10 protein-coding genes are annotated in these 24,107 nt (G+C 67.2%); all 10 read left to right on the forward strand.

The genetic code is table 11. The annotated features are described in order from the left end of the window. The first annotated feature begins 53 nt into the window (after positions 1–53). The 10 genes from ACSQ3S_RS00265 to dmpG all read left to right on the forward strand — a co-directional run bounded on the left by ACSQ3S_RS00265 (position 54) and on the right by dmpG (position 24,107). Positions 54–9,947, forward strand: coding sequence for a beta strand repeat-containing protein (locus ACSQ3S_RS00265; RefSeq protein WP_436141268.1), 9,894 nt, complete (start codon positions 54–56; stop codon positions 9,945–9,947). 114 nt (positions 9,948–10,061) lie between these two features. Then, the gene (locus ACSQ3S_RS00270) at positions 10,062–13,259 is read left to right on the forward strand and encodes an O-linked N-acetylglucosamine transferase family protein (protein WP_436141269.1); all 3,198 of its coding nucleotides are present in this window, start codon (positions 10,062–10,064) and stop codon (positions 13,257–13,259) included. Positions 13,260–13,278: 19 nt separating this feature from the next. Then, entirely contained in the window at positions 13,279–16,062 is a 2,784-nt protein-coding gene (locus ACSQ3S_RS00275; protein WP_436141270.1) for an O-linked N-acetylglucosamine transferase family protein, read from the forward strand. A 143-nt stretch (positions 16,063–16,205) separates the two neighbouring features. Further along, entirely contained in the window at positions 16,206–16,979 is a 774-nt protein-coding gene (gene rfbF, locus ACSQ3S_RS00280) for a glucose-1-phosphate cytidylyltransferase (RefSeq protein WP_353405512.1), read from the forward strand. Further along, entirely contained in the window at positions 16,976–18,052 is a 1,077-nt protein-coding gene (rfbG, locus tag ACSQ3S_RS00285) for a CDP-glucose 4,6-dehydratase (protein ID WP_436141274.1), read from the forward strand. Before rfbF ends, rfbG begins: the two co-directional genes overlap by 4 nt. Before the next feature lie 24 nt (positions 18,053–18,076). Continuing rightward, positions 18,077–19,402, forward strand: a complete 1,326-nt coding sequence (gene rfbH / locus ACSQ3S_RS00290) for a lipopolysaccharide biosynthesis protein RfbH (RefSeq protein ID WP_176653464.1) — start codon at positions 18,077–18,079, stop codon at positions 19,400–19,402. Then, the gene (locus tag ACSQ3S_RS00295) at positions 19,402–21,237 is read left to right on the forward strand and encodes a thiamine pyrophosphate-binding protein (RefSeq protein WP_436141271.1); all 1,836 of its coding nucleotides are present in this window, start codon (positions 19,402–19,404) and stop codon (positions 21,235–21,237) included. Before rfbH ends, ACSQ3S_RS00295 begins: the two co-directional genes overlap by 1 nt. A 1-nt stretch (position 21,238) precedes the next feature. Further along, entirely contained in the window at positions 21,239–22,171 is a 933-nt protein-coding gene (locus ACSQ3S_RS00300; protein WP_436141272.1) for an NAD-dependent epimerase/dehydratase family protein, read from the forward strand. Between the two features lie 6 nt (positions 22,172–22,177). Beyond that, positions 22,178–23,089 carry an acetaldehyde dehydrogenase (acetylating) gene (locus tag ACSQ3S_RS00305; protein ID WP_436141273.1) on the forward strand — a complete coding sequence of 304 codons (912 nt, stop codon included), beginning with the start codon at positions 22,178–22,180 and terminating at the stop codon, positions 23,087–23,089. Next, positions 23,082–24,107 (forward strand): 4-hydroxy-2-oxovalerate aldolase, encoded by a 1,026-nt coding sequence (dmpG, locus tag ACSQ3S_RS00310; RefSeq protein WP_176656070.1) that lies wholly within the window; start codon positions 23,082–23,084, stop codon positions 24,105–24,107. Before ACSQ3S_RS00305 ends, dmpG begins: the two co-directional genes overlap by 8 nt.

Genomic DNA, 24,107 nt, shown 5'->3' on the forward strand with positions numbered 1-24,107 from the left:
CTTTATGAGGCCGTTTGGCGGTAAGATATATTTCCGTAAGGAGATTACTTAACATGCCATCACTCGTACCTGGTTTAACCACCGACCAAATCGTCAGCCTGCAGTCCACGCAGATCGCCGCGCTGACGACTGCGGACATGCAACTGCTCACGACCCTGCAAATGACCGCATGGAGCACCGAGCAGCTCGGCTACTTTGGTACCAACCAGCTGCGCGCGCTGTCCACGCAGAACCTGCAGGCGCTGAACACCCAGCAGCTCGGGTATGGCATCACCACCCAACAAATCCAGGCGCTGTCGACCGGGCAGTTGCTCAGCCTGACGACCAACCAGCTGGTCAACGGCCTGACCACCACCCAGTTCGCCGCGCTGGCGACCGCTCAACTGGCCACGCTGGGCAGCGGACAGCTGGCCCTGCTCGGCACCGGCGACATCGCCGCGCTGAAGACGCAAGCGCTGGCCTCGCTCAGCACCCAGCAGCTGCGCGGCCTGCGCACCGACCAGATCGCAGCGCTGGGCAGCAGCCAGAGCGCCGCCCTGAAGACCAGCCAGATCGCAGCACTGACCACCGGCCAGCTGACCAGCTTCGACACCGAAGACATCGCCGCGCTGGCCACGCAGCAGCTGGTCGCCCTCGGCACCAGCCTGCTTGGCGCGCTGACCACCGGCCAGGTGGCCGCCTTGAGCACCGCCCAGGCCGGCAGCCTGGCGACCCAGCAGATCGGCGCCCTCGGCAGCGACCAGCTGGCCGCGCTGGGCACCGGCGGCTTTGCCGCGTTGAAGACCACGCAGATCGCCGCGCTGACCACCAAGCAATTCGCCGCGCTGAGCACCGACCAGATCGTCGCGCTGACCACCGCGCAAACGGCCGCGCTGACCACGCTGCAGCTGTCGCAGATGTCCAGCACCCAGCTGGCCGCGATGGAAACCCAGGACTTCGCCGCGCTGAAAAGCCAGCAGCTTAACGCGCTCAACACCAGCACCACCGCCGTGCTCAGCACCGACCAGATCGCCGCGCTGAGCACGGCCCAGGTCGCCGCGCTGAAAACCAGCCAGGTACGCGGCCTGAGCACCGACCAGATCGTCGCGCTGACCACCGCCCAGGTTGGCGCGCTGGGCACCCAGCAAGTGCTCGCGCTGACCTCCGACCAGATCGCCGCCATCGAAACGCGCGACATCGCGGCGATGAAATCCTCGCAGTTCGCCGCCATGAGCACGGCCCAGGTCAATGCGCTGGGCACCGCCCAGCTGCAGGCGCTGACCACCGCGCAAGCCTCGAACCTGACCACGCAGCAGATGGCCTCGCTCGGCACCAGCTTGATCGCCGCGCTGGAAACGGCGGACCTGGCCGCGCTGAAAACCCACCAGATCGCCGCCATCGCCAGCAACGGCATCGCCGCGCTCGGCACCGACCAGGTCGCCGCATTGACCACGCTGCAGATCGGCGCGCTGAAGAGCTCGCAACTGGCGGCGCTGGACACCGACCAGATCTCCGTGCTGAGCTCGAACCAGGTCGTCGGCCTGGGCACGCAGCAAGTGGCCGCGCTGTCGACCAAGCAGCTGGCCGCGATGGGCACCGCCAACTTCGCCGCGCTGCGCTCGCAATCGCTGGTCGCCATGGGCACCGGCCTGATCGCCTCGCTGACCACCGACCAGATCGTCGCACTGACCACGGCCCAAGCCGCCGCGCTGAGCTCGCTGCAACTGGCGGCCCTGTCCAGCGACCAGTTGACCGCGATGCAAAGCCAGGACCTGGCCGCGCTGAAAACCCAGCAGCTGGCCGGCCTGAGCACCAGCAATGTCCACAGCCTGGGCACCGACCAGATCGCCGCATTGACCACGGCGCAGCTGGCCGCGCTGTCGACCCAGCAACTGAACGCGCTGGACACCGACCAGATCGTCAGCCTGACCACCGCCCAAGCCGGTGCGCTGACCACCCGCCAGGTCGCCGCGCTGGGCAGCAACGCCATCGCCGCGCTGGAAACCCGCGACGTCGCCGCGCTGAAGAGCTCCCAGCTTGCCGCCCTCGGCACCAGCCTGATCGCCGCGCTGGGCACGGCGCAGATCGTCGCCCTCGGCACCGCGCAGTTCGCATCGCTGGGCACCCAGCAAGTGGCCGCGCTCAGTTCCGACCAGGTCGCCGCGATGGAAACCCAGGACTTGCTGGCGCTCAAATCGCAGCAAGCCGCCGCGCTCGGCACCGCCGCCGTCGCCGCGCTGACCACCGCACAGTTCGCCACGCTGAGCAGCATCCAGCTGGGCAGCTTCACCACCGCCCAGGTCGCCGCGCTGACGACCGACCAGATCGTCGCGCTGACCACGCTGCAGGCGAGCCAGTTGACCACCCGTGAAATCGCCGCGCTGTCGACCGACCAGCTGAACGCGCTGGAAACCGTCGACTTTGCCGCGCTGAAGACCGCGCAGATCGCAGCGCTGACCTCATTGCAGATCGCCGCGCTGAGCACCGACCTGATCGTCGCGCTGACCACCGCGCAAGCCGGCGCGCTGACGCCCGTCCAACTGAACGCGCTGAGCAGCGACCAGCTGGGCGCCATGGAAACCCAGGACTTCGCCGCGCTGAAGACCAGCCAGCTGCTGGGCCTGGGCACCAAGGCCATCGCCACGCTGACGCCGGGCCAGGTCGCCGCGCTGCAAACCACGCAGATCGCGCAACTGACATCGGACCAGATCCAGGTACTGAGCTCCAGCCAGCTCGGTGCGCTGACCACGCTGCAAGTGAACGCCCTCAGCACCGCTCAGGTCGGCTACCTGCTGACCGAGCAGATCGCCGTGCTGACCACGGCCGACTGGGCCGCGCTGAAATCGTCGCAGCTGAACGCGCTGTCGTCGAAACAGGTCGCCGCCATCACCACCGACCAGATCGTCGCGCTGACCACCGCGCAAGCGTCCACCCTGAGCACGCAACAACTGGCGCTGCTGTCGACCGACCAACTGGCCGCGATGGAAACGCAAGACCTGGGCGCGCTGAAATCCAACCAGATCGCCGGCCTCGGCACGTCCGCCGTCGCCGCGCTGACCACCACCCAGCTGCAGGCGCTGAAAACGCTGCAGACCGCGGCGCTGACCACCAAACAAGTGGCCGCGCTGACCACCGACCAGATCGTCGCGCTGACCACCGCGCAAGCATCCAGCCTGACCACGCAGCAAGTGGCCGCGCTGTCGACCGACCAACTGCTGGCGATCGAAACCGAAGACCTGGCCGCGCTGAAAACCGCGCAACTGGCCGCCCTCGGCACCACCCAGATCAAGCTGCTGAGCACCGACCAGATCGTTGCGCTGAGCACCGCCCAATATGCCGGCCTGAGCTCGCGCCAGCTGCTATCGCTGACCAGCGACCAACTGGTGGCGATGGAAACGCGCGACCTGGCCTCGCTGAAGACCTCGCAAGTAATCGGCCTGGGCAGCGACCAGTTGAACGCGCTGACCAGCGACCAGGTGGCTTCGCTGACCACGATTCAGCTCAACGGCCTGAGCACCTCGCAGCTGGCGACGCTGAACACCACGCAGATCGCCGCCATGAGCACGACGCAAGTGTCGTCGCTGGGCACCGCGCAAGTGGCGCTGTTGACCAGCGACCAGCTGGTGGCCCTGGGCACGCAGACGCTGTCGCTGATGAAGACGGCGCAGATCGCCGCCCTCAAGACCGCGCAGATCGTCGCGCTGAACAGCGACCAGATCGCCGCGCTGAGCACCGCGCAGGTCGGCAACCTGACCACGCAGCAGATCGCCGCCCTCAGCAGCGACCAGGTGAACGCGCTGGAAAGCCAGGACTTCGCCGCGCTGAAAACCGCACAATTCGCCGCGCTGAGCACCGACGTCATCGCCAGCCTGAGCACCGCCCAGGCCGCCGCGCTGACCACCCTGCAGGTATCCAGCCTGAGCACGCGCCAGACCGCCGCGCTGGGCACCGCGCAAGTCGCCGTGCTCTCCAGCGCCGACATCGTGGCGCTGAAAACCGCGCAACTGGCCGCGCTGACTACCGACCAGCTCGATGCACTGGGCACCGACCAGTTCCGCGTGCTGACCGCCACGCAAATGGCGGCGCTGAGCAGCGCCCAGTTCAAGTCGCTCACCACCGACCAGATCGTCGCGCTGAACACGCTGCAAGCGGGCAGCCTGGCCACCGCGCAAGTGCGCGCGATGACCGCCGACCAGCTGGCCGCGCTGGAAACGCAAGACCTGGCCGCGTTCAAGACCCAGCAGGTCGCCGCGCTGAGCACCGATCAACTGGTGCTGCTGAACAGCGACCAGATCGCCGGCCTGAGCGTCACGCAAGTCGCCAACCTGACCACCGCGCAAGTGGCGTCGCTGACCAACGGCCAGATGCTCGCGCTGGAAAGCCAGGACCTGGCCGCGCTGAAGACCTCGCAACTGCTGGCGCTGAACACCGACCAGCTGGATGCGCTGTCGACCGACCAGCTGCAGGCGATGACGGCGGCGCAGCTGTCGTCACTGAGCACGGCGCAATTCCAGGGCCTGCTGACCTCGCAGATCACCTCGCTGACCACGCTGCAAGTGGCGGCGCTGGCCACCGGCCAGGTCGCCAGCCTGACGGCCACCCAGCTGGCCGCGCTGAACACCGATGAAGTCATCGCGCTGAAAACCACGCAGATCGCCGCGCTGAAGACCGCGCAAGTGCAGCTGCTGAGCACCGACCAGATCGCCGCGCTGACCAGCCTCCAGGTCAGTTCAATGACAACCGGCCAGCTGTCCTCGCTGACCACCGACCAGATCGCCGCGTTGAGCACGGCCGACTTTGCCGCGCTGAGCGCCGCGCAACTGGGCGCGCTGGGCATGCTGAGCAACCTGACCACCGACCAGATCCAGGCACTGACGCCGACCCAGGTCGGCGGCCTGACGACCGACCAGATCGCCGCGCTGAACACCGCGCAAATCGTCGCCCTGACCACCCGCCAGATCGGCAGCCTGAGCACGGCCGGCGTCGCCGTCCTGAACAGCGACCAGCTGCGGGCGCTGGAGCTGGAAGACCTGGCCGCGATGAAGACCTCGCAGATCGTCGCCCTGACCACCGCTCAGGTGACCGAGCTGACCACCGACCAGGTCGCAGCGCTGACCACGGCGCAAGCGGGCAGCCTGGCGACCGCGCAAGTGGCCGCGCTGAGCACCGACCAGGTGCGGGTACTGACCACCGCCGACCTGCTGATGCTGAGGTCCGCGCAAATCGCCGCGCTGACCACCGACCAGATCGCCGCGCTGGTGATCGACCAGGTGCAGGCCCTGGGCGCCGCCCAGCTGAACGCGATGAGCTCGACGCAGTTCCAGTCGCTCAACAGCGACCAGATCATCGAACTGACGACGCAGCAATACCAGTCGCTGAGCACGGCGCAAGTGGCCGCGCTGACCACGCAGCAACTGGCCGCGCTCGAGCTGGAAGACCTGGCCGCGCTGAAGACCGCACAGATCGCGGCACTCGGCACCGCCCAGGTGCAATCGTTGACGGTCGACCGCGTTGCCGCGCTGACCACGGCGCAGGCGCAATCGCTCAGCAGCAACCAGCTGCAGGCGCTGACCTCGGACCAGATCCAGGCGCTCAACACCGACGACCTGCTGGCCCTGAAGGCAGCGCAATTTACCGCGTTGACCAGCGACCAGTTGAACTCGCTGCTGATCGACCAGTTCCAGAGTCTGGGTTCGACCCAACTCAACGGCTTGACCACGGCGCAATTCCACGCGCTGGGCACCGACCAGATCGTCCAGCTGACCACGCAGCAAGTGTCCCAGCTGGCCACGGCGCAACTGGCCGCATTGAGTTCCGACCAGTTGGGCGCGATGGAGCTGGAAGACCTGGCCGCGCTGCTGACCGCCCAGCTCACCTCGCTGAGCACGCTGCAGATCACCCAGCTGGGTCTGACGCAGATCGGCGCGCTGACCACGCTGCAAGCCGCCGCGCTGGCGACCGCCCAGCTCGCCGCGCTGAGCACCGACCAGTTGCAGGCGCTGAGCACCGATGACCTGGCCGCGTTGAAGACTTCGCAGGTGCAGGCGCTGACCACGAATCAGCTGATTTCGCTGACGATGGACCAGCTGCAAAACCTGACCACCGCCCAGATCGACGCGCTGACCTCGGCGCAGGCTTCCTCGCTCACCACCGACCAGATCGCCGGCTTGACCACGCTGCAGGTGGACAATATCGCCACGCGCCAGTTGAACGCCCTCACCAGCGACCAGATCGCCGCCCTCAGCACCGACGACTTCGTCACGCTGTCGAGCACGCAGATTGCCGCGCTCAACGCCGCCCAGTTCGGCGCGATCACCACCGACCAGATGGTGGCGCTGAGCAGCATGCAGGTCGCCTCGCTCAGCACCGCGCAAGTGGCCGCGCTCAGCAGCAACCAGCTGGACGCGCTGGAAACGGCCGATTTCGCCGCGCTGAAATCCGCGCAGATCGCCGCCATCGCCACCGCCAATGTGGGCGCGCTGACCACCGACCTGATCGCAGCGCTGGCCACGGCCCAGATCGTCGGCCTGACCAGCGACCAGATCGTCGCCCTCAACGGCGACCAGATCGCCGCGCTGCTCACCGCGCAAGTGGGGGCGCTGAGCACCGTGCAGATCGCCGCGCTCGGCACCGGCCAGATCGCCGCGCTGAGCACCATGGACTTCGTCGCGCTGCGCAGCAACCAGCTGGCCGCCTTCCGTTCCGACCAGTTCGCCGCGCTGACCAGCGACCAGCTGAACGCGCTGTCCAGCAGCGCCATCACCGGGCTGACCACGCAAATGCTGGGTTCGCTGACCAGCGACCAGTTCAGCCAGCTGAGCACCGCGCAAATCGCGGCGCTGACCTCGGTCCAGCTGTCGTCGCTGAGCACGGCCCAACTGACCGCGCTCAATACCGACCAGTTCGCCGTACTGAACACCAGCGCCCTCAAGAACCTGCAAGCGAGCCAGTTCGGCGCGCTGACCACCGACCAGATCGTCGCGCTGACCACGGCGCAGACGCGCTCGCTGACCAGCGTGCAACTGACCGCGCTGACCAGCGACCAGGTCGCCGCGCTGGAGACGGCGGACCTGGCCGCGCTGGCCACGGCCCAGCTCGTCACACTGGGCAGCGACCAGTTGCTGTCGCTGACCACCGACCAATTGCAAACGCTGGCCACCGCGCAACTGACGGTGCTGACCACCGACCAGATCAGCACCGGCCTGAACGCCGGCCAGATCGCCGCGCTGACCACCGCGCAAGCCAGCTCGCTGGCCACGCGCCAGGTCGCCGCGCTGACCACCGGCCAGATCGCCGCGCTGGAAACGGAAGACCTGGCCTCGTTCGCCACCCGCCAGATCGTCGCCCTGGGCAGCCAGCAAGTGGCCGCGCTGAACAGCGACCAGCTGAACGCGCTGACCACCGCCGAACAGGCGGCCCTGACCACCAGCCAGCTAAGCAACGGCCTCAGCACGGCGCAGCTGGTCACGCTGGACAGCGCCCACATCTCGGCGCTGACCACCGTGCAGCTGGTCTACGGCCTGGGCAGCGACGGTATTTCCGCGCTGACCACCGACCAGCTCACCGCGCTGCGCACCGCGCAAACCTCGCTGCTGAGCACCGGCCAGGTGCAGGCGCTGACCACCGACCAGATCGTCGCGCTGGGCACCGCCCAGGCATCGACCCTGACCACGCAGCAGATCGTCTCGCTCACCACCGACCAGATCGCAGCACTGGAGACGGTCGACTTCAACGCGCTGGCCACCCGCCAGATCGCCGCCCTGACCAGCGACCAGATCGGCGTGCTGTCGAGCAACCAGTTGAACGCGCTGAGCACGACGCAGCTGGCCGCGCTGACCACCCGCCAGCTGTCCACCGGCTTGCAGACCGCGCAAGTGGCGGCGCTCGACACCGACCACATCGCCGCGCTGGGCACGGCGCAACTGGCCTACGGCCTGAGCACCGACGCCATCCTGGCGCTGACCACCGACCAGATCGGCGCGCTGAAGACCGCGCAGATCGCCGCGCTGACCACCGTCCAGGCCAGCAGCCTGAGCACCGATCAGATCGTCGCCCTGGCCACCGCCCAGATGACCGGCCTGTCCACCGCGCAAATGCCGTGGCTCACCGCCGACCAGCTGGCTGCGATGAACACCGCGCAGATCGCCGCCCTCGACACCCAGGACATGGCCGCGCTGACCGCCGTCCAGTTCACCGGCCTGTCCACCGACCAGACCGTGGCGCTGACCACCAACCAGGTGCGCGGCCTCAAGACCGCGCAGGTCGCCGCGATCGACGTGGGCCAGATCACCGTCTTCAGCACCGACCAGATCGCAGCCTTGAGCACCGCGCAAGCGGCCGCGCTGAGCGTGACCGCGGTGGTCGCGCTGTCGACCAACCAGATCGGCGCGCTGGTCACGGCGGACGTCGCCGCGCTGGGCACCTTGCAGGTATCCAGCCTCGACGTGACGCAACTGCCGGGGCTGAACACCGCCCAGGTGCAGGCGCTGACCAGCGTCCAGCTGGGCGCGATGACCGCCGACCAGATGTACGCCTTGAGCACCGGCCAGATCAGCGCCTTGCGCACCGCGCAGGTCGGCTACCTGACCACCACCCAGCTGGCCGCGCTGTCGGACAGCCAGATCCAGTCCTTCACCACGGCCCAGGTCGCCGCAATCAAGCTCAGCCAGATCACCGCGCTGACGGTGGACCAGATGGCCGTGTTCGGCACCGACCAGCTGCAGGCGCTGACCACGTCGCAGATCCAGACGCTGACGACCACCCAGCTGAACGCGCTGACCGGCCCGCAGGCGGCCGCCTTCACCACGCAGCAGATGGCCGCGCTGAAGAACGCCCAGATCGCCGCGCTGACGGTGGACCAGATCAACGCCTTCACCACCGACCAGCTGGGCGCCTGGACCACCAGCCAGCTCGGCTCGCTGACGGCGACGCAGATCGGCTACCTGTCGACGACGCAGATCGCCGGCCTGACCAACACGCAAGTGGCCGGCCTGAAAACCAGCCAGCTGATCGTCTTCACGACCGACCAGATCGCCGCATTCACGGCCGGCCAGGTGCCGTCGCTGACCACCGCCGGCCTGACCGCGCTGAGCGTGACGCAAGCCAACGCCTTCACCGGCGGCCAGGTGGCGGCGATGACGGTCACGCAGACGATGGCGCTGAACGCCTCGTCGACCAACTACGCCACGCCGCTGGTGCTGGACCTGGACGGCAACGGCGTGCGCACGCTGAGCATCGCCGCCGGCGTGCAGTTCGACATCCGCGGCGACGGCAAGGCCGTCAACACCGGCTGGGTCGACGCCCACGACGGCCTGCTGGCCCTGGACCGCAACAACGACGGCGTCATCAACGACGGCGGCGAACTGTTCGGCAGCGCCACCACGCTGGCCGACGGCGGCAAGGCGGCCAACGGCTACGCCGCGCTGCAGGCGCTCGACAGCAACGGCGACGGCCAGATCACGGCCGCCGACCACAGCTTCGGCGCGCTGCGGGTCTGGGTCGACGGCAACTCCGACGGCGTCAGCCAGGCGGACGAGCTGAAGACGCTGGGCCAGCTGGGCATCGCCGGCATCGCCACGCACGCCGACAACGCGCTGACGCTACAGAACGGCAACGCCATCGGCCTGACGTCGAGCTACACCGGCACCGATGGCAGCACGCACGCCAGCGCCGACGTCTGGTTCCTGGCGCAGAAAGGCGCCGCGACCGGCGCGCCGTCGCTGCAGCAGCAGGTGAGCGGCCTGAGCAACGCGATCGCCGGCTTCGCCGCCAGCCACGCCGCAGCCCCCGCGGCCCCGGCGCCGCAGCTGACGACGCCGGCCCAGAGCGCCGACACCACGCTGGCCCAGGCCCTGAGTCAATACCGCGCCGCCCACGGCCTGCAAGCCGCCTGGACCGATACCCAGCGCGACAAGACCCCGGGCGCCGACCACAACGCCGGCACCTGGTTCAGCGTCCCGAACCGCTAAAACTAAAATGCGGGGCCGGTTCCAACCTGGGGTCAGTTCCGGCAATCTGCCACGCGTGGCAGATTGCCGGAACTGACCCCAGGTTGGAACCGGCCCCGGGTTAGAATACATGCTATGACCGTTCAAGTTCCCGCCGTACCCGCTTCTTTCGATTCCAGCCCGCTCGGCACCGTCATGGCGATGGCCGTCAAGGGGATGCTGTCCATCGGCGACCTGTTCGGCGCCGCCGGCGTGCTGCAGGAAAGCGGCCAGGTGCCGGCCGCCATCGCGCTGTACCGCACCTGGATCGCCCACACGCCGTCGCCGATGGCCTATGCGGCCTGCTTCAACCTGGCCGTGGTGCTGTCCACCGCGGGCGACGATGCGGCCGCCGAGGCGCTGCTGCGCCAGGCCATCGCGCTCAATCCGGATTTCGTCGAGGGCCGCCTGAACCTCGGCTCGCTGCTCGAACGCGCCGGCCGTCCCGACGATGCGCTGGCCATGTGGAACGCCATCCTCACCGATCCGATCCAGCCCGACATCAAGACCAACACCTCGCTGTACATCCAGACGCTCAACAACCTGGGCCGCCTGCTGGAGATCCGCAAGCGCTATCCGGAGGCGGAAGCCGTGCTGGCACTGAGCCTGCGCGTCGATCCCAAGCAGGCCAACGTGATGACGCACTGGGTCCACCTGCGCCAGAAGCAGTGCGAATGGCCCGTCTACAGCGGCCTCGAACACATCTCCGTCGCCACCATGATGGAGGGCACGTCGGCGCTGGCGATGCTCAGCGCGTCCGCCGATCCGGCCCAGCAGCTGGCCGCCTCGCGCCGCTTCGTCACCGAAAAGGTCAACGCCAACGTCGCCCCGCTGACCGGCGCCCACGGCTACGGCCACCAGCGCCTGCGCATCGGCTACCTGTCGTCGGACTTCTGCTCGCACGCGGTGTCGATCCTGACCGCCGAGCTGTATGAGCTGCACGACCGCAGCAAGTTCGAGGTCTACGCCTTCAGCTGGAGCCGCGAGGACGGCTCGCCGATCCGCGCCCGCGTGGTCAAGGCCATGGACCACTACATCCGCATCGACAAGATGACCGACGAGCAGGCCGCCCGCGCCATCCGCGCCCACGAGATCGACATCCTGGTCGACCTGCACGGCCTGACCCTGGGCGCGCGCCCGAACATCCTGGCGTTCCGCCCGGCGCCGGTGCAGCTGACCTATCTCGGCTTCCCCGGCAGCACCGGCCTGCCCGGCATCGACTACGTGCTGGCCGACGAATTCCTGATCACGCCGGAGATGACCAAGGACTTCACCGAGAAGCCGCTGTACCTGCCGGACACTTTCCAGATCAACGACCGCCAGCGCCTGATCGCGCCCACGCCGACCCGCGCCTCGGTCAACCTGCCGCAAGACGCCTTCGTCTTCTGCTCGTTCAACAACAACTTCAAGTTCACGCCGGACGTGTTCGACGTGTGGATGAACATCCTGCGCCGCGTGCCCAACAGCGTGCTGTGGCTGGTGGCCGATTATCCGGAAGTGCGCGAGAACCTGTACCGCTACGCCGAACAGGCGGGCGTGGCCCGCGAACGCCTGATCTTCAACAGCCGCGCCGTGCCGGCCGAATACCTGGCGCGCTACCAGCTGGCCGACCTGTTCCTCGACACCTTCCCGTTCAACGCCGGCACCACCGCCAGCGACGCGCTGTGGGCCGGCCTGCCGCTGCTGACCTGCGCCGGCCGCACCTTCTCGTCGCGCATGGCGGGCAGCCTGCTGAAGGCGGTCGACCTGCCGGAGCTGATCACCTTCAACTTCGCCGACTATGAAGAGAAGGCCGTCGCGCTGGCCCACGATCCGCAGCGCATCGCCGCCATGAAGCGCCAGCTGATCGACAACCGCCTGACCTGCGCGCTGTTCGACAGCCCGCGCTTCGTGCGCAACATGGAAGCGGTACTGCAGCAGATCGCCAAGCCGGCCGCGCCGCGCCTGGCGCCGCAGCCCGCTCCGGTGCTGAAGCCAGATGTCCCGCGCCTGCCGGCCTCGCAGATCCCCATCGTCACCGTCTCCTACAACGCGCCCGACCTGGTCGAGGCGCTGCTGTCGTCGCTGCGCAAGTTCTATCCTAACCGCGTGTATATCATCGACGGCTCCAATCCAGACATCGCGGAAAAAATCCGTGCCATGGCGGCCGGCTACGACAACGTCGAGTTCATCCCGTTCGGCTACAACATCCACCATGGCCCCGGCATGACCTGGGCCATCAACAACCTCGGGTTGAAGGGCGAAGTGCTGTTCCTCGATTCGGACGTGGAAGTGGTCAACCCCGGCTTCATCGAGTCGCTGCAAAGCCATTTGAAGCCGGGCATGTACGGCGCCGGCCACCTGCGCATCGTCAGCGAAGGCGGTTATGAGAACCCCGTCGCGAACCCGATACGCTATCTGCACCCGGCCTGCATGCTGGTCAATCTCGACGTGGCGCGTTTGTGGCCGCTGCCGATCAAGCACGGCGCGCCGATGATCCAGACCATGCTGGCCATTCACCGCGCCGGCGCCCATCACCTGATCGAGGCCGTCGACTGGGTCGACCAGGATTTCAGCCGCGAGTCCAGGCGCGTCTTCCTCAAGCACGACTGGCAGGGCACCGTGATCCGCACCGGCGGCTACCACTACGACCTGCCCACCGCCTCGGCGCAGATCAACCAGGACCTGCTGTCCATGGTGCCGGCCGACGCCCGCAAGCTGGTCGACGTCGGCTGCCACGACGGCGCCTTCGCCAAGGCCTACCGCCAGCGCAACCCGATCTGCAACTACACCGGCATCGAGCGCGATCCTGCGCCGGCCAACGCCGCCCGCCCGCATTGCGATTTCGTGTTCGACCAGGATATCGAAAGCGCCAGCCCGGAGTTCTGGTCGCACGTGAGCGGGGCCGATTGCTGGATACTCGGCGAGGTGCTCGAACACATGAACGACCCGTGGGCCGTGCTGACCAAAATCCGCTCCAACATGGCGCCGGGCGGGCGCGTGGTCGCGGCCATCCAAAATTTCCAGCACTGGAGCATTCAGGCCCGCCTCAACGCCGGCGACCTGCGCTACGGCCAGGGCGCGGCGATGAACAAAGGCCACAAGCGCATCTTCACGCGCGGCGCCATGCTCGACCTGTTCCTGCAGTCGGGCTTCAAGATCGCCGGCGGCAGCTCGCGCATACCGGAAGAACCGGCGCGCGACAAATACCTGCCGGCGATACGCCTGATGGCCCAGGCCAGCGGCGTCGATCCGGAGATCGCGGTCGAGGACGCGCTGGCCCCGCAATACATCCTGGTGGCAGTCGCCGCCTGATACGGATATCGAGGCCCGCATGTCCGCCCAGCTGAACGCCGCCATCGCCGCCGGCAATATCGCGGAGGCGGCGACGCTGGCGTTCGCGCAGGCCGGACTGGGCGTGCTGCCGATCACGGAGCTGATCGGCATCGCCGGACTGCTGGCCGGGCAGGGTAAGCAGGAACGGGCCATCGCGCTGTACCAGCTGTGGATCAAGCACTGCGATACCCCACTGCTGCACGCGGCCTGGTACAACCTGGCGGTGCTGCAGATGCAAGGCGGCGACGAGCGCGCCGCCGAACGTTCGTACCGCCGCGCGCTGGAGATCCAACCGCATTTCACCGAAGCCTATCTCGGCCTCGGCGCGCTGATGGAGCGCCGCCGCAGTCCCGACGAGGCGCTCGACACCTGGCACGAGGCGCTGGACCTGCTCGATCCGGCCGCCGCCAACGCGCGACAGCTGCAGATCCAGCTGTTCAACAATATCGCCCGCGTGGCCGACGGCGAGCAGCGCTATCCGGAAGCGGAAGACGCGCTGACCCGCAGCCTGCAGCTCGATCCGCGCCAGCCGCTGGTCGCAGCCCACTGGGTACGGCTGCGCCAGCAGCAATGCGCATGGCCGGTGCTGGCCGCGCTGCCGGGGCTGGACGAAGACCAGTTGCTGACGGCCGCCTCGGCCCCCACCGCGCTCGGCGCCAGCGACGATCCGGCGGTACAGCTGGCGGCGGCCCGCCGCCATGTCGCCGCCCATGTGCCCCGCGGCGCGGCGCCGCTGTCCGACCAAGCCGGCTACATGCACCGCAAGCTGCGCATCGGCTACCTGTCGCCGGACGCCTGTCCGCAGACCGCCGAACTGTACGCGCTGCACGACCGCAAGCTGGTCGACGTCTACGGTTTCTGCTGGAGCGAGGAAGACAACTCGCCCGCGCGCCTGCGTCTGGTGCAGGGCCTGGACCATCACGTGCGCATCGCCGGCATCACCGACCTGCAGGCGGCGCAGCTGATACGGGCGCACGAAATCGACATCCTCATCGACCTGCAAGGCCTGGCTGTCGGCGGCCGGCCCGGCATCCTGTCGCATCGCCCGGCGCCGGTGCAGATCGCGTGGCTGGGCTATCCCGCCACCACGGCGCTCGACAGCATCGACTACGTGCTGGCCGATGCCTGGGTGCTCCCGCCGGAACTGGCGCCTTACTACACCGAACAGCCGCTGTATTTGCCGGACAGCTGCCGGATCAACGACCGCCAGCGCGCGACGGGTCCGCGCCTGGGGCGCGCCGCATACGGGCTGCCGCAAGACGCCTTCGTCTTCTGCAGCTTCGGCGACAGCAGCAAACTGGCGCCGCCGATGTTCGGCGCCTGGATGCGCATCCTGCAGCGCGTGCCGGACAGCGTGCTGTGGCTGGCGTCCGGCAGCGAACAGGTACGCGACAACCTGCGCGTGGCCGCGCTGCGCCACGGCGTCGCCAGCGACCGACTGTATTTCGCCAGCCACGCGCCGGAACACACCCTGGCCCGCTGCCAGGCTGCCGACCTGTTCCTCGACACGCTGCCCCTCAACGCCGGCGCCGCCGGCGGCGACGCGCTGTGGGCCGGCCTGCCGCTGCTGACCTGCTCCGGCCGCAGCTACGCAGGGCGCATCGGCGGCAGCCTGCTGCACGCCGCCGGCCTGCCGGAACTGGTCACCCGGAACCTGAGCGACTACGAGGACGCTGCCGTGCGGCTGGCGCAAGCGCCGGACCAACTGGCCGCGCTGCGCCGGCGCCTGAACGACAACCGCGACACCAGCGCACTTTTCGACACGCCGCGCCTGGCGCGCAACCTCGAGCAGCTCTACCTGCGCGTGGCGCGCGGCACGCTGAACCGCCGCAACGCCAAACGCGCCGACACCAGCCTGCCCCTGGTCAGCATCCTGATCGCGGCGGCCGACACGGATGCCGACGCCTTCGAACGCACGCTGCGCAGCGCGCTGGCGCAAACCTGGGGCCACACCGAGATCATCGTCAGCGACAGCAGCGGCGGCGACGCGTTGCGCGCGCGGATCGCTCCGCTGCTGGCGCGCCATCCGCAGCTGCGCTACAACCGCGCACCCGGCCTGTCGCCGGCGGCCAGCCTGGATCACTGCCTGGCGCTGTCGCTGGGCGAATACATCGCCGTCGCGCCGCAGGGCGACGTCCTGCTGCCTGAAAAACTGGCGCGTATGATGCACTTTTATCAAACCTATCCGAACGTCGGCCTGGTCGGCAGCTGGCGCCAGCCGCAGGACGACGACGGCGCCGCGCTGCCGGGCGCGCCGGTATTCGGCACCGACACGGTGGTCGACGGCGCCTCGCTGGGCAGCCTGCTGTTGTCGTCCGATCACAACGCCACCGCCACGCTGTGCGACGCCGGCGCGCTGCTGCTGCGCCGCAGCATTATCGGCGCCGGCTTCGGCCACTATCACGGACGGCAATATCAATATCTGTCCGGCATCGCCATGGCCTTGTCCGCGCTGGCCGGCCGCGATGGCGTCTACCTGGCCGATCCGCTGTCCAGCCACCGCCCTTCCCGCACATCACCCGCCGCGCAGGCCGACGCCGATGCCCTGCTCTGCGCGCTCGACGGCTTGCATCTTTTATACGCAGCCCATGCGCAGCATGCCTTCCTGTCCGACCCCGCCGCTTTCAAACAGGTACTGGCCGCCCGCCTCGCCGCCCTCAATGCGCTGCTCACCGGCCGCCACGCCGCGCTGTCCATACAGCTGTCGGCCAGCGCCAGCCTCGATCTGGCCGACTTGCACGATGTGCTACGGCAGGGCTACCAGTTGCTACTTTCCCACTGAGTCTCCTTTTTTGTGGAAATTTCCCATCCTTCCTGAAGACGCCCCAAACAGGCCCTGCTTTTCGTTTAAAATACGACGGATGTGGCTGACAATATGTCCTGTACGGACCACACACATAATCAGCACAACTATTCGGGGATAGTATGAAAGCAGTCATATTGGCAGGCGGCTTGGGCACCAGGCTTAGCGAAGAAACCACTGTCAAACCGAAGCCGATGGTCGAAGTCGGCGGCAAGCCTATCCTGTGGCACATCCTGAAGAGCTATTCCGCGTTCGGCATCAATGACTTCGTCATCTGCTGCGGCTACCGCGGCTACGTCATCAAGGAATTCTTCGCCAACTACTTCCTGCACACCTCGGACGTCACCTTCGACCTGCAGCAGAACTCGATGGAAGTGCACGAGCGCCACGCCGAACCGTGGAAGGTCACGCTGGTCGACACCGGTGCCGACACCCTGACCGGCGGCCGTCTCAAGCGCGTGCGCCAGCACGTCGAGAACGACGAAGCCTTCTGCTTCACCTACGGCGACGGCGTGGCCGACATCGACATCGGCGCTTCGATCGCCTTCCACAAGGAACATGGCAAGCTGGCCACCATGACCGCCGTGCAGCCGCCGGGACGCTTCGGCGCCATCGACATGAACGGCCAGCGCATCATGAGCTTCAAGGAGAAGCCCCAGGGCGACGGCAACTGGATCAACGGCGGCTACTTCGTGCTCTCGCCCAAGGTCATCGACCTGATCGACGACGACAGCACCATCTGGGAAAAAGGCCCGCTCGAGAAGCTCGCCGAGAGCAACCAGCTCGACGCCTGGCTGCACCACGGGTTCTGGCAGCCGATGGACACGCTGCGCGACAAGGTCCTGCTCGAAGAGCTGTGGGACAGCGGCAAGGCGCCGTGGAAGCGATGGCCATGAATCCGGCGTTCTGGCGCGGCAAGCGTGTTTTCCTGACCGGACACACCGGTTTCAAGGGTAGCTGGCTGAGCCTGTGGTTGCAGCAACTGGGCGCCCACGTCACCGGCTACGCCCTCGAAGCACCAAGCAAACCAAGCCTGTTCGATACCGCCCACGTCGGCGCCGGCATGACCTCCGTCATCGGCGACATCCGCGACGGCATCGCGCTGCGCGAGGCGATGATGAAGGCCAGGCCGGAGATCGTCATCCACATGGCGGCGCAGGCGCTGGTGCGCTACTCGTACGCCAATCCGGTCGAGACCTACGCCACCAACGTCATGGGGCTGGTGAACTTCTTCGAAGCGGTGCGCCACACACCCGGCATCAAGGCCGTGGTCAACGTCACCAGCGACAAGTGCTATGAAAACAAGGAATGGGCCTGGGGCTACCGCGAGAACGAAGCCTTCGGCGGCTATGACCCTTACAGCAACAGCAAGGCCTGCGCCGAGCTGGTGACGGCCGGCTACCGCTCGTCGTTCTTCAATCCCGAAAAACACGCCGAGCACGGCGTCGCGCTGGCCTCGGGCCGCGCCGGCAACGTCATCGGCGGCGGCGACTGGGCCGAGGACCGCCTGATCCCCGACATGGTGCGCGCCATCGCCGCCGGCAAGCCGGTGCGCATCCGCAGCCCGCACGCGATCCGCCCGTGGCAGCACGTGCTCGAACCGCTGTCGGGCTACCTGACCCTGGCCGAGCACTTATACACCCACGGCGCCGCGTACGCCGAAGGCTTCAACTTCGGCCCGCACGACATCGACGCGCGCCCGGTGGAATGGATCATCTCGCGCCTGTGCGAAAGCTGGGGCAAGGGCGCCAGCTGGGAGCTGGACAGCGCGCCGCAGCCGCACGAGGCGCACTACCTCAAGCTGGACTGCTCGAAGGCCCGCAGCCGCCTGCAATGGCAGCCGCGCTGGCACCTGGGCCACACCATCGACATGATCGTCGCATGGCACCAGGCGCACGCCGCCGGCGCCGACATGCGCGCGCTGACGCTGGCGCAGATCGACACCTATCAAAACACCGCACATCTTTAAGCGCACATAACCAAGGCTGGAATCATGAGTGAAGCACAAAGCAAGGAACAACTCCGCGAACAGATCATCAAGCTGGTGGCCCAATACGGCGCCCTGGCCAGCGTGCCGAAGGCGTTCGAGCCCGGCGTGACCGTCATCCCGCCGGCCGGCAAGGTCGTCGGCGCGCCTGAAATGGAACTGATGGTCGAGGCCTCGCTGGACGCCTGGCTCACCACCGGCCGCTTCAACGACCAGTTCGAGGCCAGGCTGGCCAAGATGATCGGCGTGAACTTCCTCATCACCGTCAACTCCGGCTCCTCGGCCAACCTGGTCGCGTTCAACACGCTGACCTCGCCCAAGCTGGGCGCGCGCGCGATCCAGCAGGGCGACGAGGTGATCGGCGTGGCCGCCGGCTTCCCCACCACCGTCAACCCGATCATCCAGTTCGGCGCGGTGCCGGTGTTCGTCGACGTCGAGCTGGGCACCTACAACATCGACGTGACCAAGCTCGAGGCGGCGATCTCGCCCAAGACCAAGGCCATCATGCTGGCCCACACGCTGGGCAACCCGTACAACCTGGACGTCATCACCGCCATCTGCAAGAAGCACAAGCTGTGGCTGATCGAGGATTGCTGCGACGCGCTGGGCTCGACCTACCACGGCAAGATGGTCGGCACCTTCGGCGACATCGGCACCATGTCGTTCTACCCGGCCCACCACATCACGATGGGCGAAGGCGGCGCCGTGTTCACCAACGATCCGGAACTGAAGATGATCGCCGAGTCGTTCCGCGACTGGGGCCGCGACTGCTACTGCGCGCCGGGCAAGGACAACACCTGCGGCAAGCGCTTCTGCCAGTGCCTGGGCACGCTGCCGATGGGCTACGACCACAAGTACACCTACAGCCACCTGGGCTACAACCTGAAGATCACCGACATGCAGGCCGCCTGCGGCCTGGCCCAGATCGACCGCGCGCCCGGCTTCATCCAGGCCCGCAAGGACAACTTCGCCTACCTGAAGGAGCGCCTGCAGTCGTGCGCCGAGTTCCTGATCCTGCCGGAGGCGACCGAGCATTCGGACCCGTCGTGGTTCGGCTTCCCGATGACGCTCAAGCCTGAGGCCAACGTCTCGCGCGTGGACCTGCTGACCTACCTGGACGAGCACAAGATCGGCACCCGCCTGCTGTTCGCCGGCAACCTGACGCGCCAGCCCTATATGGTCGGGCGCAACTACCGCGTCTCCGGCGACCTGACCAACACCGACCGCGTCATGAACGACACCTTCTGGATCGGCGTCTTCCCAGGCCTGACCCGCGAGATGCTGGACTTCGCCGTCGACAAGCTCGAAACCTTCTTTGGCGTGAACTTCTGATGCAAGCGCAAGACACTAAAGTAAAAGTCGCCGACCTGGTCGCGGAGACCCTGGAAAGCCTGGGCATCCAGCACGCCTTCGGCATCATCGGCGCCGGCAACGTCCATTTGTTCGAAGCCATCACCCGCCGCGGCTACACCGAGATCGTCTGCGTGCACCACGAGCAGGCAGCCTGCATGGCGGTGCAGACCTACTATCGCACTTGCGGCAAACTGTCCGCCGCGCTGCTGACCACCGGCGCCGGTTCGACCAACGGCGTTACCGGCGTGGTCTCGGCCTGGGCCGACTCGATTCCCTGCATCGTCATCGCCGGCAACGAAAACAGCAAGTTCACCTTCCCGGAAAACCCGCTGCGCATGTGGGGCGTGCAGGGCTACGATTCCTGCCAGATGGTCGAACGCGTCAGCAAATACCAGATGCGCGTGATGCAGCCGGCGCAGACCCGGCTCGAACTGCAGAAGGCCGTGCACATCGCGCTGGACGGCCGCCCGGGTCCGACGTGGATCGAGATCCCGCTGGACATCCAGTCGCAGCGCATCGAACGCGACACCATCGCCCAGTTCGAAGCGCCTGCCGCCGCCGACTATCTGAGCGACACCGTCTCGGCGCAGGTCGATTCCGTGCTGGCCGCCCTGCTGAAAGCCGAGCGTCCCGTGCTGTGGCTGGGTAACGGCATCCGCCTGGCCGGCGGCGAAACGCGCATCGCGCCGCTGCTGGAAAAGCTGGGCGCGCCGGCGCTGGTGTCGTGGGCCGGCATCGACATGATCGATTCGTCGCACCCGCTGGTGTTCGGCCGCGCCGGCGTCTACGGCCAGCGCGCCGCCAACTTCATCTTGCAGAACAGCGACTACGTGCTGGCCATCGGCACCCGCCTGGCCATCCCGCAGATCGGCTACGACCTGAACGAACTGGCGCGCCTGGCGCGCATCGACGTGGTCGACATCGACGCCGACGAAGTGGTCAAGCACGCCAAGCGCACGCAGGAAAACATCTTGTGCGACGCCCGCGTCTTCATCGAGGCGCTGATCTCGCGTCTTGAGGCCCTCACCGCGCCGGTGCCGTCCAAGGCCGCCTGGCTGGAGACCTGCCGCGCCTATGAGGAGCAGTTCCCTTGGGTCGGCCCGGAGCACGCGGACAAGGACGGCTTCATGAACTCCTACCGCTTCATGCAGCGTCTGAACGATTTCTTCAAGCCGGACCAGGTGGTCGTCACCGACATGGGCACGGCCCTGCTGAGCGGCCACCAGGTGCTGCGCTTCAAGGAAGGCCAGCGCTTCATGACCTCCACCGGCCTGGGCGAGATGGGCTACGGCCTGCCGGCCGCGCTGGGCGTCTCGTTCGCCAACGACCGCGGCGAGGTGATGTGCCTGAACTGCGACGGCGGCATGATGATGAACCTGCAAGAGCTGCAGACCATGGTGCACCACAAGCTGCCGATCAAGCTGTTCATCTTCAACAACGACGGCTACCTGATGATCAAGCACACGCAGAAGTCCCTGTTCAAGGGCGGTTACGTCGGCACCGACCGCGCCTCCGGCGTGTCCTGCCCGGACTTCTCCAAGCTGGCCACCGCGTTCGACATCCCGTCCTTCCAGATCCGCAGCTGGGACGAGTGCGACGCCACGCTGGAGGCCGTGCAGGCCGCGACCGGCCCGGTGATCTGCGAAGTGTTCATGAGTCCGACGCAGCTGTTCTCGCCGAAACTGGGCGTGGTGGCGCGCGCCGACGGTTCGCTGGTGTCGCCGCCGCTGGAAGACCTGTCGCCGCTGATCCCGCGCGACACGCTGGACAAGGCCATGATCGGCGGCATGCACGAAAAATCGAAATCCCTCTAAGATGAACCGCGTCGCCATCCTCGGTGCGAGCAGCCAGATCGCCAAAGATCTGATCCTGTCCTTCGCGCGCGAGGGCAACACCGAAGTGCTGCTGTACGTGCGCGACACGGCGGCGGCACAGCGCTGGCTGGACGCGCACCAGCTGGACTTTCCGGTGGCCGTCTACGCCGACTACGGCCAGGCGCCGCATGACGCGGTGCTCAACTTCGTCGGCGTCGGCGATCCGCAGCGCGCCGCGCAGATGGGCGGCGCCATCTTCGGCGTGACGCAGGAATTCGACGACCTGGCCTTGCGCGAGCTGCAGCGCCATCCCGAACGCCGCTACATCTTCCTGTCCAGCGGCGCCGCCTACGGCAGCGGTTTCGAGCAGCCGGCCGGCCCGGACACCCCGGCCATCGTCAACCTCAACGCGCTCAAGCCGCAGGACTACTACGGGGTGGCCAAGCTGCACGCCGAATGCAAGCACCGCGCGCTGCCGGAGCTTTGCATCACCGACCTGCGGGTGTTCAACTACTTCAGCCGCACGCAAGACCTGAACGCCCGTTTTTTCATCACCGACCTGCTGCGCGCCGTGCGCGACGACACCGTGCTGCAGACCCACGCCGGCAGCATGGTGCGCGACTACCTGCACCCGCAGGACTTCCTCCAGCTGGTGTCCTGTGTGCTGCGCGCGCCCGCCGGCAACCGCGCCATCGACTGCTACAGCGCTGCTCCGGTGGAAAAGGTCGAACTGTTAACCGCCATGGCGCAGCGCTTCGGCCTGCGCTATGAAGTCGGCGCAGCCTCGGTGGTCAACGCCACCGGCACCAAACCGCATTATTATTCGCTCAACAGGCAAGCTGCCGAATTGGGCTACCATCCGGCCTATTCCTCCATCGATGGCATCAGCGCGGAATCGGCCATAATACTTGGCAGGGACAACACCATTAGGTGAAACAAGATGACTAGCACCGACAAACTCAAGATCGCCATCATCGGCTCCGGCAATATCGGCACGGACCTGATGGTCAAGGTGATGCGCTCCAAGCATTTGGTCTGCACGCTGTTCGCCGGCCGCAATTTCAATTCGGCCGGCATGAAGCGCGCCAGCCAGCTCGGGGTGCCCATTTCGGACCGCGGCATCGAGGCTATCATCGCCGATCCGTCCATCTGCGACCTGGTGTTCGACGCCACCTCGGCCCAGGCCCACGTCGGCCACTGGGCGGCGCTCGATAAACTGGGCAAGACCGTGATCGACATGACCCCGGCCAAGCTGGGCGAGTTCTGCATCCCGGCCATCAACGCCCAGGCCACGCTGGACACCGGCACCCGCAATATCAACATGATCACCTGCGGCGGCCAGTCGTCGATCCCGATCGCCGCCGCCATCGGCGCGGTGCACCAGGACATCGAGTACGTCGAGGTGGCCTCCAGCATCGCCTCGCGCAGCGCCGGCCCGGCCACCCGCGCCAACCTGGACGAATACATCGAGACCACCGAGGAAGCGCTGCAGCGCTTCTCCGGCGCCCGCCGCGCCAAGGCGATCCTGATCCTGAACCCGGCCAACCCGCCGATCGACATGCAGACCACGATCTACGCCAAGATCGCCAACCCGGACCTGCCGGCGATCCGCGCCTCGGTCGATGCCATGGTGGCCCAGCTGAAAAGCTACGTTCCCGGCTACGGCCTGGTGGTGCCGCCGACCATCGAGGGCGGCCGCGTGGTCACCACCATCAAGGTGGTCGGCGCCGGCGACTACCTGCCGCAATACGCAGGCAACCTGGACATCATCAACTGCGCCGCCATCGCGATGGCGGAAATGGTCGCCGCAGCAAGGCACAGCAAGCATAAAGAGGAGCGCAAGCATGGCTAAGAAAATCCTGATCACCGATCCGACGCTGCGCGACGGCAACCACGCCGTGCGCCACCAGCTGAGCCGCGAAGCCTTCATCGCCTATTGCAAGGCGGCCGAGGATGCGCGCGTGCCCATCCTCGAAGTCGGCCACGGTAACGGCCTGGGCGCCTCGTCGATGCTGGTCGGCGAATGCCGGCTGAGCGACGACGAGATCCTGTCGGTGTCGCGCCAGCACCTGAAGAATTCGCGCATGAGCATCCACGTGATTCCCGGCTTCTGCACCATCAAGAAGGACCTGGTGCGCGCCATCGAGCTGGGCGTCGACGTGTTCCGCGTCGCCTCGCACTGCACCGAGGCCGACATCACCGACCGCCACATCCACTACGTGCGCCAGGCCGGCAAGGAAGCCTGGGGCGTGCTGATGATGAGCCACATGGCGACGCCGGCCACGCTGCTGGAGGAAGCCAAGAAGATGGAATCCTACGGCGCCGAGGCGATCGTCATCATGGACTCGGCCGGCGCCTACTTCCCGGAAGACGTCAAGGAGCGCATCGGCACGCTGGTGGACGGCCTGAATATTCCGGTCGGCTTCCACGGCCATAACAACCTGGGCATGGCCGTCATCAACTCGGTCACCGCCGTCAACGCGGGCGCCACCATCATCGACGGCACCATCCGCGGCTTCGGCGCCGGCGCCGGCAACACCCAGCTCGAAGTGCTGGTGGCCGTGTTCGAGCGCCTCGGCTTCGAGACCGGCATCGACCTGTACAAGATCCTCGACGCGGCCGACATCGCCGAGAAGGAATTCAACCCGGTCGCGCCGTCGATCTCGCCGCTGTCCATCGTCTCCGGCCTGGCCGGCGTGTTCTCCGGCTTCGCCAAGCCGGTGGCGCGCGCGGCCGAGGACTACAAGGTCGATCCGCGCGACATCTTCTTCGGTCTCGGCAAGCGCAACGCGGTGGCCGGCCAGGAAAGCCTGATCATCGAGGTCGCGCGCGACCTGGCCGAGAAAAACGCAGCAGCACTGAAAGGTTAA

This window comes from Duganella sp. LjRoot269 (assembly GCF_964254095.1).
Classification (GTDB): Bacteria; Pseudomonadota; Gammaproteobacteria; order Burkholderiales; family Burkholderiaceae_D; genus Rugamonas; species Rugamonas hordei.